The following is a 13,577-nucleotide window of genomic DNA, read 5'->3' as shown; positions in this document are numbered from 1 at the left end:
TGCCTCCACCGAATGAGCGGTTTCGAGTCTCGGTTCGGCATTGCCCGAAGCGACGGAGTGAACGGATGCAGCCGCGCTTGCATCCGTTCACGCCGGCTGGGTCAGGCAAGCTCGAATAAGGTAGCTGGGTCGAACCCCTTCAATTCTGCATAATCGCCATTCTCAACTTTGGTGACCCAAGTTGGATCGGTAAGCAGCGCGCGACCCACGGCAATCAGGTCGAACTCATTGCGCTCCATGCGGTCGATCAAGCGATCGATGCTGGCTGTGGCTGACCCCTTGCCGACAAAAGCGCTTGCAGTCACGTCGTTGTCGAGGCCTACCGAGCCGACAGCGATTGTCGCGGCACCCGTCACCTTCTTTGCCCAGCCTGCGCCATTGAGGCCGTTCTCGCCGTCAATTTCCGGGAATTCCGGTTCCCAGAAGCGACGCTGCGACACGTGAAGGACATCCACTCCGGCCTCAACCAACGGCAGCAGCCAAGTCTCCATCTCTGCTGGTGTTTCTGCGAGACGCACCGTCAAATCTTGCTGCTTCCACTGACTGACGCGCATAATGATCGGGAAATCAGGTCCCACCGCTTCGCGTACGGCGGAAATGATCTCGCCGGCAAAGCGCGAGCGCTCCTTGATCGTCGGTCCGCCATACCGGTCGGTGCGCAGGTTCGTGCCCGACCAGAAGAATTGATCGATCAGATAGCCGTGCGCGCCGTGGATTTCAACAGTGTCAAAGCCGAGCCGCCTGGCGTCTGCCGCCGCTTTGGCGAAGGCTGCGACAGAATCGGCGATATCCTCTTCAGTCATCGCAACGCCGCGAGCCTCACCAGGCGCGTTGAGGCCAGACGGGCTTTCCACCGGTGCGTCGGGCTCCCAATTATTGATGTAGCGAGTGGCTCCGGTGTGCCAGATCTGTGGCCCCATACGACCACCAGCACCATGAACAGCGTCGATCACATTTTTCCACCCTCTCAACGCCGCATCACCGTGGAAAAACGGAATCCCCCCGTCGTTGCGGGAGGCCGGGCGATCAATCACGGTTCCTTCAGATAGTAGCAGTCCCGCACGACCTTCTGCTCGGCGCCGATAGTAGTCGGCATTTGCCGGTCCCGGCACGCCTTCGGACGCAAACAGGCGGGTCATTGGCGCCATGACTATACGATTTTTCAGTTCAAGCGACCGAATGGTGAAAGGTCGAAACAGGCTGCTTGTATCGGGATTGGGCATTCGTAGAACTCCGTTGCGTAAAACGGACTTCCAGGTATACGATGTAAACCTAGCGTCAATCAGGCACCTGAAGTCGCCTAGGTATATTGAAGGAAACCGACATGCTCGAACTTGAACCGCTGTGCTTCTCTTCCGAATGCCCGAGCCGGGCTCTATTCGATCAGATCGCTGACAAGTGGTCGATGATGGTGATTGCGGTTCTCAATGAGGGACCTCAGCGCTTCAACGCCATTCGCCGCCGTTTGCAAGGGGTGACGCAGAAGGCTCTCACGCAATGCCTTCGCCGCCTCGAGCGCAACGGTCTCGTAGCGAGAGAGGTGATTTCACTTTCTCCGGTCGCGGTTCAATACCACCTGACGCCACTCGGTCACACGTTGCGGGAACCCCTTCAGGAGCTGCACAAATGGACGCTCGTAAAACTGCAGGAGGTCACCGCGGCGAGAGAGGCTTTCGACAGCGTTGATGGCGGGAAGAAGGGGGAGCGATCGCTGATCCAGTTGCGCCTGTGACGCGAGCGCGCAGCTTTGATGACTTGGTCGACGGCGGGCTCAGTTCTGCGCGGAACCAAAATGCTTATGCCAAAGCTGCGACGATATCGTCGCGTCAATCACAAGGGCGGGCCATCCGCCCGTGGGGCAGGGGCAATATAATACGAGGTTGTCTCGATTGGGATTTGTTTGCGGGAGGATCTGTCAAGCCCGCCGACAGCAGCTCCTTCGCTCACTGCCGGCCGACTGGCGGCCATCTTCTCGGCAATCTTCGTTAATTCAATATGGCTAATATATAGAACATGTTCATCGTGATATTCAGTTCGCTGGCAGTTGCGAGCTGCTGTATCATGGAGGGAAAGATGTTTCGCTTGAGCGTACGGTTGGCATTTTTGGCCGCCTCGGCATTGGGGCTGCAGTCGAGCATCGCAGCTGCGGACGATGCGCAGACTGCGCGCGGCGAATATCTCGTCACGATCGGCGGCTGCAACGATTGCCACACACCGGGATATTTCTTCGGAAAACCGGACAGCTCGCGATTTCTGGGTGGATCGGATGTCGGTTTTGAGATCCCGGGGCAGGGTGTCTTCGTCGGCCGCAACATTACGCCTGACAAGGAGACCGGCATCGGCAGCTGGACCAGGGAACAGATCGTGGCTGCGCTTCAGACCGGGCAGCGGCCGGATGGCCGCCTCCTTGCGCCAATCATGCCGTGGCATGCATTCGCGCAACTCACTGAAGAAGATGTGACATCAATTGCAGTCTTCCTTCAGAGCCTGAAACCGGTCAGCCATGAGGTCCCCGGACCTTTCAAGCCGGGGGAGAAGGTTTCAACCTTCATGTTTCGGATCTTGCCGCCGGGTGAAACCGCGGCTGCCGCACCAAACTAGGACAGCGCCGCCAGCGAACCCTACGGCAGCCAGCGTCGTTCTCGCATGCGCGGGGCCAAGCCAAAGAACGTGCAGCCGCACGGAGAGCGGTGAGGAATTGCCGCAGGCCAGTAGCTCTCGGGCGAGAGAGATGATGTCTGGAGAGAGGGTGTCGTGATCGGAACCCAATCCGTTCTCGCGAGTTAGAGGGCAGCCTGCAATACACCTGCTTTTGGGAGGATGCACAATGATATCTATCCGCAAGAATTATCTCCTCAGCGCCCTCGCCGTTATCGCCATCATGGCCGGGAGCCCCGTTTTTGCTGAGACATTGAAATTCACGGCTAATCTGCAAGGATCGAGTGAGGTGCCGTCCAACGACAGCGCCGGCAAGGGCATGGGCGACATTACCCTCGACACAGCCACCAAAAAGCTCACCTGGACTGTGACCTCCAGCGGCCTGACCGGGCAACCCACGGCCGCGCATTTTCATGGTCCGGCCGGTGTGGGCGAAAATGCCGGCCCGGTGGTCGACATCTCCAAAGCCATTGCCTCCGGATCTGCCGAAATCACGGACGCGCACGTAGCGGATCTGCAGGCCGGAAAGTGGTATCTCAACATCCATACAGAAAAATTCCCGGATGGAGAGATCCGCGGACAAGTGGAGAAAGCACAATAGCAGCGACTGCTGCATTACTCGATGGTTGTCGGCCTCCAAATCGGCGTGCGCGGTCCTGGAGTCCGCGTCAGCCAGTTCGCCATCAACGCTGGAAAGGCTGGGAGATGGTCTACCGGCATCGCGTGGGTGTGGCTGAGCGCGAGGCCGCACCGCTGTAGGCACTCGACAGGTCCGGCAGTGCCGGAGATTAGGAGAGCTGATATGACCAGAAAAGCAGCTATGCTGTTGAGTGTTGCGCTTGTTTCAGCATCCGCCTGGGCGCAGCAAGAAGGCGTGCTCCACAAGGTCGAGACGAATGTTTTCAGGCCGAAGCATCAGCCATTCAGCGAGGATGTCGTCAAGCGGCTCAAGGTTCCGGAAGGATTCGAGGTCAGCATCTTTGCCCGTGACCTCGGCAATGCCCGCATGATGGCGGTCGCCGAAGACGGCACCGTCTACGTGACGCGCCCCGAGCAAAAGGACGTGATCGCCGTCAAGGAAGGCGATCCGAAGCCTCGCAAGATGGCCTCTGATCTTGACGGCATCCATGGCATTGCGATCCGGGACGGCCGTATCTTCCTTTCCACGGTCCATGCCGTTATGGCGGCCGATCTGAACGAGGACGGGACGATCGGCGAAATGGAGAAGATCATCGACGACCTGCCCGACGGCGGCCAGCACGGGCGGCGGACGCTCGCCTTCGCGCCCGACGGAGCGCTGCACATCAACGTCGGCAGTTCCTGCGACGCGTGCTTCGAAAGCAGCGACGAAAAGGCTGCCAACCTTCGGCTCGACATAAAAGACAAGAAACGCACGGTCTTCGCGAAGGGGCTGAGAAACATGCTCGGCTTCGATTGGCATCCGGAGACCGGGGTCATGTGGGGCGTCGACCACGGTGTCGACCACCTCGGCGACGAGCTGCCGGGCGAGGAACTGAACAAGATAGAGCAAGGCTCGCACTACGGCTGGCCGTTCTGCTACGGCGACAGACAGCCCGACTGGGCGAGTTTCACCATGCCCGAGGGTGCGCCCAAGGATGATTTCTGCAAAACCAAGACCGCCGCGCCGGCGCTAACTTTTGATGCGCATGCGTCGGTGATCAACATTCGCTTCTACGATGCGCAGCAGTTTCCGGAGGACTATCGCAACGATGCCTTCGTCACGCTACGCGGTTCAGCGAACCGGGCCGATCCGGCCGGATATAAGGTCGTGCGGGTGAACTTCGACAAAGGCGAGCCGACCAGCACGGAGGACTTCCTTACTGGCTTCCTCAGCGAGGACCGGAAGACTGAATTTGGCCGCATCGCCGGGCTGGCGATAACTCCGGACGGCTCACTGCTCGTCTCGGAGGATACGAACGGCGTGATCTACAGGGTGAGCTACAAGAAGGGCGGATAGCGTTCGTCCGTGCGGCGTCTCCGCCGTCGCATCGCCTGGCGGAGCTGTTCGCAGCCTGACAACGAACAGGTTGAAGCCGGCGGTTACGGGGGACCGTCATCCGCTCTGTAGCCCTTTACGCATCGCACGCGCCGTTGCGACCGGGCGTGCTGGAGCGATACCCAGGGGCGTTAGCCCGCGAGGTCCAGATCGCGCTTCCTCGGGCGGCGGTACGGTTCCGCTCGGTGTAGGTCGCCAGTGAACCTGAAGCGGGCGCGACGACGATCCCGACCGAGATCAGCCAGCATGCCGCTGCTCTTTCTGAGCCACCACCATTCCCGCTCGGCATCGGAAAGCCGAGAGAGAAGCGGATCCCTCGGGTGCGGCATCAGCGCATTCGCTCTGGATTTTTCTTTCCTAGCCTGATTCGCCCGGCTCCAGAGCGCTTTCGCATTTGCTTATCACGAGTTAGTGTATTTTCCTGGCGGAGGGGCAAGCGTGGAACGTCGTCTTACTACAATAATGGCTGCCGATTTGGTCGGCTATTCTCGTCTCATGGCGGCGGACGAGGAAGGCACCATTTCGCGGCTGCGCGACGCGCGAACCTACGTGATTGACCTGGCAATTATGGAGGGCGGTGGCCGCATCGTCAAAACCATGGGCGACGGGCTCCTGGTCGAATTCCCATCGCCAGTGTTGGCGGTAAGAGCGGCTCTTCTAATGCAGCGCAATTTGATCTCGCGCGAGTCTCCTCAAAGGGAAGACCGACGTCTGCGTTTCCGCATCGGTATTCATCTGGGAGATGTGGTGATCGATGGCGACGACATCCTCGGCGACTGCGTCAACATCACTGCGCGGTTGGAAACCATCGCACCCGCCGGAGGCATCTGCATATCTCGTGCAATCTACGATCATGTGCAAAGCAAGATAGACGCTGGGATGACGTGGCTCGGGCCACAGTCCGTTAAGAATATCCCCGAACCAATTGACGTGTGGCAGGTCGAGCTGGACGGCACGGCGCCCAGCCCGGTTCGGCTCTCTGGACAGGTACGTGCTTCGATCGCGGTTCTCCCATTCCAGAATTTTTCTGTCACCCCCGATCAGGACTTCTTTGTCGACGGACTGGTCGAAGACGTCATTACGGAACTAAGTCGCTTTCGATGGTTGTTCGTGATCGCCCGCAACTCGACTTTCGCCTACAAGGGAACAGCCAAGGACGTACGCAAGATCGCCCGGGAACTTGCTGTGCGCTATGTCGTGGAAGGATCGGTTCGGCGGTCCGGTGAGCGGCTGAGGATCACTGTACAGCTAGTCGACGCGCTGTCCGGAGCACACATCTGGGCCGAGCGCTGGGATCGTCCGATCGCCGATTTTTTTGATGTGCAGGACGAGATAACGCGCCGGATTATCGCGGGCATCGAACCAGAGCTGGGAGCGCACGAACGGAGCCTCGCCCTCGCCAAATCGACGGACAACCTTACTGCTTGGGAACTTTGTCACCGCGGCTTCGCTGAATTGCTTTCCTTCGAAGCAGGCTCGCAAGCCACTGCCGAGAAGTTCCTTCGACAAGCGCTCGAACACGATCCGAATTTCGCACTTCCCTACGCCTATTTAGCTCGTCACCGATACGCACTCGTCCTTTGGGGGCGCGCCGCAGATGTGCCGGCCGCCATCGAGCAAGGACTATCGTTCGCCATGAAGGCCTTAGAAATCGACAGGCGGAGCGATATCGCGTACGCGGTGATGTCCCTCCTTCTTACGGTGGGTGGGCGAGCGGCCGAGGCCATGCCTGTCGCTGAACAGGGCCTTGCATTAAATCAAAACTACGCGTTTCTTCACTTCGCACATGGAATGGCAGCCGTGCGGCTCAGGGACGCCGATACAACGATTAGAGCCGCACAAAATGCCATCGATCTCAGCCCTCACGATCCGTCTATGTTTGCGTTCAAGACACTGCTCGGCATTGGGTTGATGCTGAGAGGCGAGCCCGATGACCTCTCAACGGCCCGGATGCATCTACGGGAAGGCGCGTCGTTCGAACGCACAACCTATTATCCATTCATTGGGGCAGCGTTGCTCGCCCTCAGGGCGGGCAATACCGATGAGGTGAGGATCTGGATCTCTGATGCTTTGAAGAAGTTTCCAAACCTGAACGCGGAATACGTCCGAGAGGCGGCCCACCCATTCTATGAAGGTAGTCCTTATCGCGACTACCTCGACAGGTTGATCGAGCACGGGCTCCCACCGGGAGAGAAGCGTCTGATCGAAGAATAATCGCATCACTTGGAAGACTCCTGTTCCCGGCTTCTATGCCCGTGTTCAGGCAGAAATTCCACTTATACCCCCGTCCAAGTTTCCCAATCCAGCTCTGGAGGCTGCGTCGACGGCTTTGGAAGGCCGGCGGAAGCAAACACCTTCGCACGCGCGGACCGTGTCAGCACAAATGTATGGCGGAGTGTCGCTGATCGCGCACGGATGTGCCCAGGGATAGGCAGATGACATCGCGCGGACGGGTGGGGCAGGCGCCTTATGATCAACAAGGTGATCATTCCCACTTGCCGCGATTGTCTTGCTATCGCATCAGCCCCGCCGCTCGAAGCGCGTCGTTTATGACCTTGGCGATCTTGCCGTCGGGGGCGGCGCTAGCGACGTTTGCGCGCGACCTGGCGTAGCGCAATGCTCTATCTATCGTCGATGGAGCGGCGTCGGGCTCTTGCCGACGGACGAAATTTCCGGCTGCCTCAGCCTCCTCGACGTCTGCCTCCGTGGCCAGATTCCATGCATGTGCGATACGAACGGTCGAGGAAATCCCCGCCTCGAGCATATGCGGACCGGCTCTCCCGATCGCGCGATCGCTGCTCGTCGCCAGGGGAACGCCGTGGCCCATGCCCCTGACGAGATAGATCTCGACGGCCTCCATGCCCTTCGCGTCGAGCCAGACTTTGCGCCTATGGCCGTGTATCAACTCGCTCCGCGCTGGCTCGATGGCAAGGGAGTGCACGCCGCTCCATTGCTGGGCGATCTGATCGGCATTCCTGGCCCGGACCGTCTGGTCATGCGTGCCGTGCCAGATCGAAATCCTAGGCCAGGGCCCGCGGTGGTCTGATGCGCGCTTGAGAACCGATTGGAGCCTGGAGACAGTCGGCGGATTGCGGCCTTGCATGCGCTCGAAAGCCCCTGCCACGGTGCCTGCCACGCCATAGGGCAGCCCGCCGATGATTGCGCCGCCTGCAAATATCTCAGGGTAGGTCGACAGCATGACGTTCGCCATCGCACCGCCTGCCGACAGGCCGGTGATGAAAATGCGCTTCGGATCGATGCCCTGCGACTGGACGAGATGGCCGATCATCTGCCGGATGGACAATGCCTCTCCCGCATCCCGGCTGATGTCGGCGGGCTCGAACCAGTTAAAGCAGAGATTGGCATTGTTCGACCGCTGTTGCTCGGGATAAAGCACCGCAAATCCGCGCCGCTCGGCGAGTTGGGACCAGCCGGAGCCGGCGGCGTAGCCCTCTGCCGTCTGTGTGCAGCCATGCAGCGCAACGACGAGCGGGGTGCCTGGAGCCATGATCGAAGGCAGATACAGCCACGCCTTCAATGACCCCGGATTGGAGCCAAACCTGCCGATTTCGACCAAGCGGTGATTTTGTGGGGGCTTGTCGAGCAATGTCGTCTCCTTGGCCGCCAATCGGGCCTCAACTCTCGATGTGGGGACGATTGCTGCGCCGCACAATGGGATTCCAAGGTTAATTCGACCGCGCAGATACATCCGAGGCCTTAAAGGGGTTGAAAATTCCAAGGGAGCAGCATTGCAGCCGATAAAATCAGGGGCGCGCCGCCACCTGTCCCGCCGATCGTTGCGGCGGGTGCATAGCTGCAGTGCAACATAGGCGCTGGCGGATGGCGCTGGTGCGAGTATGATTATTTTCATCGAAGCGATGCTCCTCCTCCCGCAACGCTTCGACATTCAGACGGCCCATTCCTCCTCCCGAAGGGACGTCTGTTGGAACAGCGACACTCCTCCTCCCAAGTCGCTGTTCGGTTCTTTCAGGAAAGCCTGCCGCACCTCCTCCCGCGGCAGGCTTTTCTATTTCGGGGACGGCGCGGGCAGCTCGCCTCAGTTCGAATGGTGGCGGATTATTTGCCGCAGAACTCTCCCGGTCACGCCAAGACGCCTGATCGTGGAGCGGGGTCGCTGGGAAGCGACGGAAGGGCCGCATCAGCCGTGCTGCTGCGATGAAGGGCGCTTGGCATAGGCCGGCACCTGAAACCGGCGACGATAGTTCCCCGGAGCCAGGCCGGTTATCCGCCTGAACAGGCGTCGAAAGAAGGCGGGCTCCTCGTAGCCGACCTGCCAGCTTATCTCGTCGACGGAAGCTTCGGTTCGCTCCAACCGCCGCTTCGCCTCCTCGATCCGCAGCCGTTGGACATAGGCGATCGGGCTCATGCCGGTCGCCCGGGTGAACCGCCGCTTGAAGGTTCGTTCCGTCAGCCCCGCCTGCCTGACCATCTCCTCAAGCGGATTGGCGACCGAAAAATGGGCGGCAAGCCAGTCCTGTGCAGTCTGGATCGCCTGGTCGCCGTGGTCGCGCCGCCCCTCGAAGACCATGTAGGGAGCCAGCCCGTCCTGGTGCCATTGCAGCGCAAAATAGCGCGCCACCGTCTGCGCCGCCGTCGCCCCCGCATGGCGGGCGATCAGGTAGAGCACGAGATCGTGCCATGTCATCGAGGCGCCCGATGTAATCAGCTCGTCCCGCTGGCCGGCGACCACCAGCACCTGCTCCGGATGGATCGTGACCTCAGGATAGGCGTCGCGGAACGTCTGGGCATAGCCGAAATGGACGGTGGCATCGGCGCCATCGAAGACCCCGGTCTCGGCAAGCAGGAAGATGCCCGAACAGGCCGAGCAGATCAGCGCCCCCCTCACGTGCATCCTCCGGCACCAATCCACCAGTTCAGGATAGCGGCGCTTCACCCAGCCTTCCGGCCCGAGCACGACCGACGGCACGATGACGATGTCGGTCCGCTCGATTTCGGCGACCGGCCGCTGCACCACCAGCGGCACGCGGCTGGCGAGCGTCAGCGGGCCGGCCCGTTCGCCGACGATCTCGACGTGGAAAGGAGGCGTCTTGGTAATGCCGTCGTCCGGCGGTACGATGGAAAAGGCGTTCATGACATCAAAGATGCCGCTCAAGGTCGAGACTGCCGCCTCCGGCAGCGCCACCAGGCTGACATGGAGCGGCTGCGGTCCCGGCGCCCGCTCCGCCTCCTGCTGCGTTCCCGTCATCATCGGTTCCCCCTTGGCCGCAATGATAACCCCGGAGCGCAGCCGGGGCCACTGCGGACGCGACAGCTTCCCTTGTGTGGCGCAAATGGCCCGATCATGGCCGGCACCGCTCTGCCGCTCACGCTCCCGGTCTGCGATCCTTCCCTGGACCTCGAACGGAGGTTTCCAACCAGGGAGAAACATCATGGATACCATGCAAAGCAAGACCATCGACAGTGCCAAGCTCGACACGCTGGTCGGCCGCGTCGTCAGCGATCTTTCCGCCGGCTATGGCGGGGTCATGGTCAGCCTCGGCCACCGCCTCGGTCTCTACAAGGCAATGGCCGACCGCGGTCCGCTCACGTCGCGCGAGATCGCCAGTCGCGCCCGCTGCGCCGAACGATATGTGCGTGAATGGCTGAATTCGCAGGTCGCCGGCGGCTATGTCACCTATCATGCCGTCAGCGGCACCTATGAGCTGACGCCGGAACAGGCTTTCGTGCTGGCGAACGAGGACAGCCCCGTCTTCATCCCCAATGCCTGGGCAACGCCGGCTTCCATGTGGGCCGACGAGGAAAAGGCGGTCGAGGCCTTCCGCACCGGCGCCGGCATCCCCTGGGGCGATCATGATGGCCGGCTCTTCTGCGGCGTCGCGTCCTTCTACCGCAACGCCTACCGCGCCAGCCTCGTGCCGGAATGGCTGCCGGCGCTCGACGGCGTGGTGGAGAAGCTGAAGGCAGGCGCGCGGGTCGCCGATGTCGGCTGCGGCCACGGCCATTCGACGGTGCTGATGGCGCAGGCCTTCCCTAAGTCGAAATTCCACGGCTTCGACACGCACGAAAAGTCGGTCGACGAAGCACGAGAGGTGGCGGGCGAGGCGGGCGTTTCCGATCGCGCGAGCTTTTCGACCGCACGGGCGGAGACCTATCCGGGGACGGGCTATGACCTCATCTGCTTCTTCGACTGCCTGCACGACATGGGCAATCCGGTGGCAGCCGCCACGCATGCGGCCAAGGCCCTTGCCAAGGACGGCACGGTGATGCTGGTCGAGCCCTTCGCCAATGACCGGGTGGAGGACAATATCTCGCCTGTCGGCCGGCTCTATTATGCCGCTTCGACGACGATTTGCTGCGCCCATGCGATTTCCGACGGCGGTCACATCGTGCTCGGCGCCCAGGCCGGCGAGGCAAGGCTCAAGGACGTCTTTCGCAAGGCGGGCTTCACCCGCTTCCGCAAGGCCATGCAGACGCCCTTCAACCTGATCCTCGAAGCCCGCCTCTGACCAGACCGGCGACTGAGGGCCGGACTTCCACCCATTCTCCGTCGTCATCCGGCGATTGCGGCCGTGGATCCCAGGCTCGAGGCCTGGGATGACGGAGGGTGGGGTGCTTTTGCTGCCATACTTCGCCTTGCCGCGCTGTTTGCCGATTGAGTTGCTGACGACCAGACCGTTTGTCATTTGCGCTCGCGCGACTAGTTTATGGCAAGCAATCCTCCCGAATGGGAGGGAGACGACGGGAGCAAGTCATGTGCCGAAATATCAAGCCTCTCTTCAATTTCGATCCGCCGGCGACGGACGAGGAGATCCATGATGCCGCATTGCAGTTCGTGCGGAAGCTGAGCGGGACCAACAAGCCCTCGAAACGCAATGAGGCCGCCTTCGAGCAGGCGGTCAATTCCATCGCGAAGTGCGCCCACGAGCTGCTTCATTCGCTGGAGACCTCTCAGCCGCCTCGCGACCGTGCCGAAGTCGCGGCGAAGGCGCGTGCGCGATCAGCGATGCGCTTTGCATGAAAAGAGCCCGGGCCGACAAGTGACCTGGATCGGATCAACAAGAGCACGCACCGCCTTGGGGGGCGGGGCCTTACGGAACCAACTCGCGTCGCGGAAGGTTATAGTCTTGTCGCTTCGCCATCGGTTTCGCTCGATCTGCGGGACATGATGGCCCGCGCCGGCGCTCAATGATTCACAATGGGGAAATCCTATGGAAAATGAAGGTATCGGCTGGATCGCCGCAATCATTATCGGCGGCATCGCCGGCTGGCTCGCCGAGATGTTCATGAAGAGCAACATGGGCATGCTGATGAACGTTCTGCTCGGTATTGTCGGCGCCATCGTCGCCAACTTTATCCTGTCGCTCTTCGGCGTCGCCCTTGGCGGATGGCTGGGTTATCTGATCGCGGGCTTCATCGGAGCCTGCATCCTGATCGCTATTGCAAGAATGATCAAACGTCCGGCCTGACGAAACAGGAGACGCGCCCAAACGGCTGCGTTCTTCACGCACTCCTGCCGCGCGCGAGCGTGGCTTGAGGCGTGGTCATCTCGTGTTCAAGGTGCCCGGCGAACGTAGAGGTGGCGGATGCGTCAAAAGCAAGCCGGACCTTTAAAGACAGCGGTGGATTTCCCTCTCATCGGTCAGGAGTAAAGCCTCAGCCAACGCCGCTCCGGCTCATTGCCTGTCGCGGCTTTTTTCCCGCGACATCGTCTCCAGCTGCCCGGGAAACAGCCCGTAAGCCACCAGAATCGATCGGATCAGCCCCGGGAAGCGTGCGTCGAGTTCCGCGCAGCGGGTCTGATTGCGCATCTCCACCCCTTGGCGCTCGCTGCGGATCAGCCCGGATTCGCGCAGCACCTTGAAATGGTTGGAGAGCGACGATTTTGGAATGACACGGTCGCCGAGGTCGGCAAGGGCGGAGCACGTGCCGCCGCAGCCGGCGGTTGCAAGCTTTGCGAAGATCGCGACGCGCTCGGGATCGGACAGCGCATAGAGGATCGCCTCCGGGCGTATATCCTCCAGGGCTGGGTGAAAGAGCGGTCTCATGAATTTTATATAGCGCCCCTTGACATCGAGATCAAGAGTTCCGAATTTCTGAACTATGGAACAAGCCGCCAATCCCGGCGGCAGTCCGGATCAGAAGGAATTCAAAATGGCGAAGCTCACCGGAAAGGTCGCAGTGGTCACGGGGGCCTCCAAAGGCATCGGCGCGGCGATTGCCAAGGCGCTGGCGGCCGAAGGGGCAAAGGTGGTGGTGAATTACGCCTCGAGCAAGGCGGGAGCCGACGCCGTGGTCGAGGCGATCGGCGCGGCCGGCGGCAAGGCCATCGCGGTTCAGGGCGATGTTTCCAAGGCCGACCAGGCTCAAGGTCTGGTCGATGCCGCCGTCAAGGAATTCGGCAAGCTCGACGTCTTGGTCAACAATTCCGGCGTCTACGAATTCGCCTCGATCGAGGAAGTCACCGAGGAACATTATCGCCGCATCTTCGACGTCAACGTTCTCGGCGTTCTCCTGACCACCCAGGCGGCGGTCAAGCATCTCGGTGAAGGCGGCAGCGTCATCAACATCTCCTCGGTGGTCACCACCATGGCGCCGCCGGCCTCCGCCGTCTACACCGGCACCAAGGGCGCCGTGGAGGGCATCAACAGCGTGCTCGCCAAGGAACTCGGCCCGCGCAAGATCCGCGTCAACGCCATCCTGCCGGGCATGGTCGAGACCGAGGGGACGCACACGGCCGGCGTCATCGGCTCGGATCTCGAGCAGACCGTCGTCGCCCAGACGCCGCTTGCCCGCATCGGCCAGCCGGACGATATCGCCGGCGTCGCGGTCTTCCTCGCGTCCGACGACGCCCGCTGGATGACCGGCGAACGGCTGGCCGCCAGCGGCGGCTTCCGCTAAGGACATTTCCGCTTTCTTCGGA

The 13,577-nt window shown here is 61.2% G+C and carries 13 protein-coding genes; 9 read left to right on the top strand and 4 right to left on the bottom strand.

Annotated features, from left to right (window positions below; translation table 11 throughout):
* Positions 1–101: 101 nt before the first annotated feature.
* On the bottom strand, positions 102–1,223 hold the full coding sequence (locus tag MHI61_RS18085) for an NADH:flavin oxidoreductase (RefSeq protein ID WP_239789958.1): 1,122 nt from the start codon (positions 1,221–1,223) through the stop codon (positions 102–104).
* A 101-nt stretch (positions 1,224–1,324) separates the two neighbouring features.
* On the opposite strand from MHI61_RS18085, the gene MHI61_RS18080 reads away from it, so the two are divergent.
* The 5 genes from MHI61_RS18080 to MHI61_RS18060 all read left to right on the top strand — a co-directional run bounded on the left by MHI61_RS18080 (position 1,325) and on the right by MHI61_RS18060 (position 6,889).
* On the top strand, positions 1,325–1,732 hold the full coding sequence (locus MHI61_RS18080) for a helix-turn-helix domain-containing protein (RefSeq protein ID WP_239789957.1): 408 nt from the start codon (positions 1,325–1,327) through the stop codon (positions 1,730–1,732).
* 341 nt (positions 1,733–2,073) lie between these two features.
* Positions 2,074–2,601, top strand: a complete 528-nt coding sequence (locus MHI61_RS18075; RefSeq protein ID WP_239792869.1) for a cytochrome c — start codon at positions 2,074–2,076, stop codon at positions 2,599–2,601.
* Between the two features lie 226 nt (positions 2,602–2,827).
* On the top strand, positions 2,828–3,259 hold the full coding sequence (locus MHI61_RS18070; protein ID WP_239789956.1) for a CHRD domain-containing protein: 432 nt from the start codon (positions 2,828–2,830) through the stop codon (positions 3,257–3,259).
* 21 nt (positions 3,260–3,280) lie between these two features.
* The gene (locus MHI61_RS18065) at positions 3,281–4,636 is read left to right on the top strand and encodes a PQQ-dependent sugar dehydrogenase (protein WP_239789955.1); all 1,356 of its coding nucleotides are present in this window, start codon (positions 3,281–3,283) and stop codon (positions 4,634–4,636) included.
* Between the two features lie 477 nt (positions 4,637–5,113).
* Positions 5,114–6,889: an adenylate/guanylate cyclase domain-containing protein gene (locus tag MHI61_RS18060; RefSeq protein WP_239789954.1), complete on the top strand. Its 1,776-nt coding sequence runs from the start codon at positions 5,114–5,116 to the stop codon at positions 6,887–6,889.
* A gap of 298 nt (positions 6,890–7,187) precedes the next feature.
* On the opposite strand, the gene MHI61_RS18055 is transcribed toward MHI61_RS18060, so the two are convergent.
* Positions 7,188–8,303, bottom strand: coding sequence for a PHB depolymerase family esterase (locus MHI61_RS18055; protein WP_239789953.1), 1,116 nt, complete (start codon positions 8,301–8,303; stop codon positions 7,188–7,190).
* Positions 8,304–8,834: 531 nt separating this feature from the next.
* Positions 8,835–9,905, bottom strand: a complete 1,071-nt coding sequence (locus MHI61_RS18050) for a helix-turn-helix domain-containing protein (protein ID WP_239789952.1) — start codon at positions 9,903–9,905, stop codon at positions 8,835–8,837.
* 181 nt (positions 9,906–10,086) lie between these two features.
* On the opposite strand from MHI61_RS18050, the gene MHI61_RS18045 reads away from it, so the two are divergent.
* The 3 genes from MHI61_RS18045 (at position 10,087) to MHI61_RS18035 (ending at position 12,123) form a co-directional block, all read left to right on the top strand.
* Positions 10,087–11,163 (top strand): class I SAM-dependent methyltransferase, encoded by a 1,077-nt coding sequence (locus MHI61_RS18045; RefSeq protein ID WP_239789951.1) that lies wholly within the window; start codon positions 10,087–10,089, stop codon positions 11,161–11,163.
* Between the two features lie 245 nt (positions 11,164–11,408).
* Positions 11,409–11,675, top strand: coding sequence for a DUF2277 domain-containing protein (locus MHI61_RS18040; RefSeq protein WP_064681792.1), 267 nt, complete (start codon positions 11,409–11,411; stop codon positions 11,673–11,675).
* A gap of 190 nt (positions 11,676–11,865) precedes the next feature.
* On the top strand, positions 11,866–12,123 hold the full coding sequence (locus MHI61_RS18035; RefSeq protein ID WP_239789950.1) for a GlsB/YeaQ/YmgE family stress response membrane protein: 258 nt from the start codon (positions 11,866–11,868) through the stop codon (positions 12,121–12,123).
* A gap of 207 nt (positions 12,124–12,330) precedes the next feature.
* Here MHI61_RS18035 and MHI61_RS18030 read toward each other — a convergent pair whose 3' ends face one another.
* Positions 12,331–12,702, bottom strand: a complete 372-nt coding sequence (locus MHI61_RS18030) for a helix-turn-helix domain-containing protein (protein ID WP_239789949.1) — start codon at positions 12,700–12,702, stop codon at positions 12,331–12,333.
* A gap of 106 nt (positions 12,703–12,808) precedes the next feature.
* Between MHI61_RS18030 and MHI61_RS18025 the strand changes: the two genes are divergently transcribed.
* The gene (locus tag MHI61_RS18025; RefSeq protein WP_239789948.1) at positions 12,809–13,555 is read left to right on the top strand and encodes a glucose 1-dehydrogenase; all 747 of its coding nucleotides are present in this window, start codon (positions 12,809–12,811) and stop codon (positions 13,553–13,555) included.
* Positions 13,556–13,577 lie beyond the last annotated feature (22 nt).

The sequence above is a fragment of the Rhizobium sp. K102 genome, assembly GCF_022385315.1.
Lineage (GTDB): Bacteria > Pseudomonadota > Alphaproteobacteria > Rhizobiales > Rhizobiaceae > Rhizobium > Rhizobium croatiense.
This window is presented reverse-complemented; position numbering and strand designations above follow the sequence as displayed.

What these genes read in the sequence shown, in the direction of transcription:
- MHI61_RS18085 (WP_239789958.1), bottom strand. Translation starts at nt 1,223, where the DNA reads ATGCCCAATCCCGATACAAGCAGCCTGTTTCGACCTTTCACCATTCGG.
- MHI61_RS18080 (WP_239789957.1), top strand. Translation starts at nt 1,325, where the DNA reads ATGCTCGAACTTGAACCGCTGTGCTTCTCTTCCGAATGCCCGAGCCGG.
- MHI61_RS18075 (WP_239792869.1), top strand. Translation starts at nt 2,074, where the DNA reads ATGTTTCGCTTGAGCGTACGGTTGGCATTTTTGGCCGCCTCGGCATTG.
- MHI61_RS18070 (WP_239789956.1), top strand. Translation starts at nt 2,828, where the DNA reads ATGATATCTATCCGCAAGAATTATCTCCTCAGCGCCCTCGCCGTTATC.
- MHI61_RS18065 (WP_239789955.1), top strand. Translation starts at nt 3,281, where the DNA reads ATGGTTGTCGGCCTCCAAATCGGCGTGCGCGGTCCTGGAGTCCGCGTC.
- MHI61_RS18050 (WP_239789952.1), bottom strand. Translation starts at nt 9,905, where the DNA reads ATGATGACGGGAACGCAGCAGGAGGCGGAGCGGGCGCCGGGACCGCAG.
- MHI61_RS18045 (WP_239789951.1), top strand. Translation starts at nt 10,087, where the DNA reads ATGGATACCATGCAAAGCAAGACCATCGACAGTGCCAAGCTCGACACG.
- MHI61_RS18040 (WP_064681792.1), top strand. Translation starts at nt 11,409, where the DNA reads ATGTGCCGAAATATCAAGCCTCTCTTCAATTTCGATCCGCCGGCGACG.
- MHI61_RS18035 (WP_239789950.1), top strand. Translation starts at nt 11,866, where the DNA reads ATGGAAAATGAAGGTATCGGCTGGATCGCCGCAATCATTATCGGCGGC.
- MHI61_RS18030 (WP_239789949.1), bottom strand. Translation starts at nt 12,702, where the DNA reads ATGAGACCGCTCTTTCACCCAGCCCTGGAGGATATACGCCCGGAGGCG.
- MHI61_RS18025 (WP_239789948.1), top strand. Translation starts at nt 12,809, where the DNA reads ATGGCGAAGCTCACCGGAAAGGTCGCAGTGGTCACGGGGGCCTCCAAA.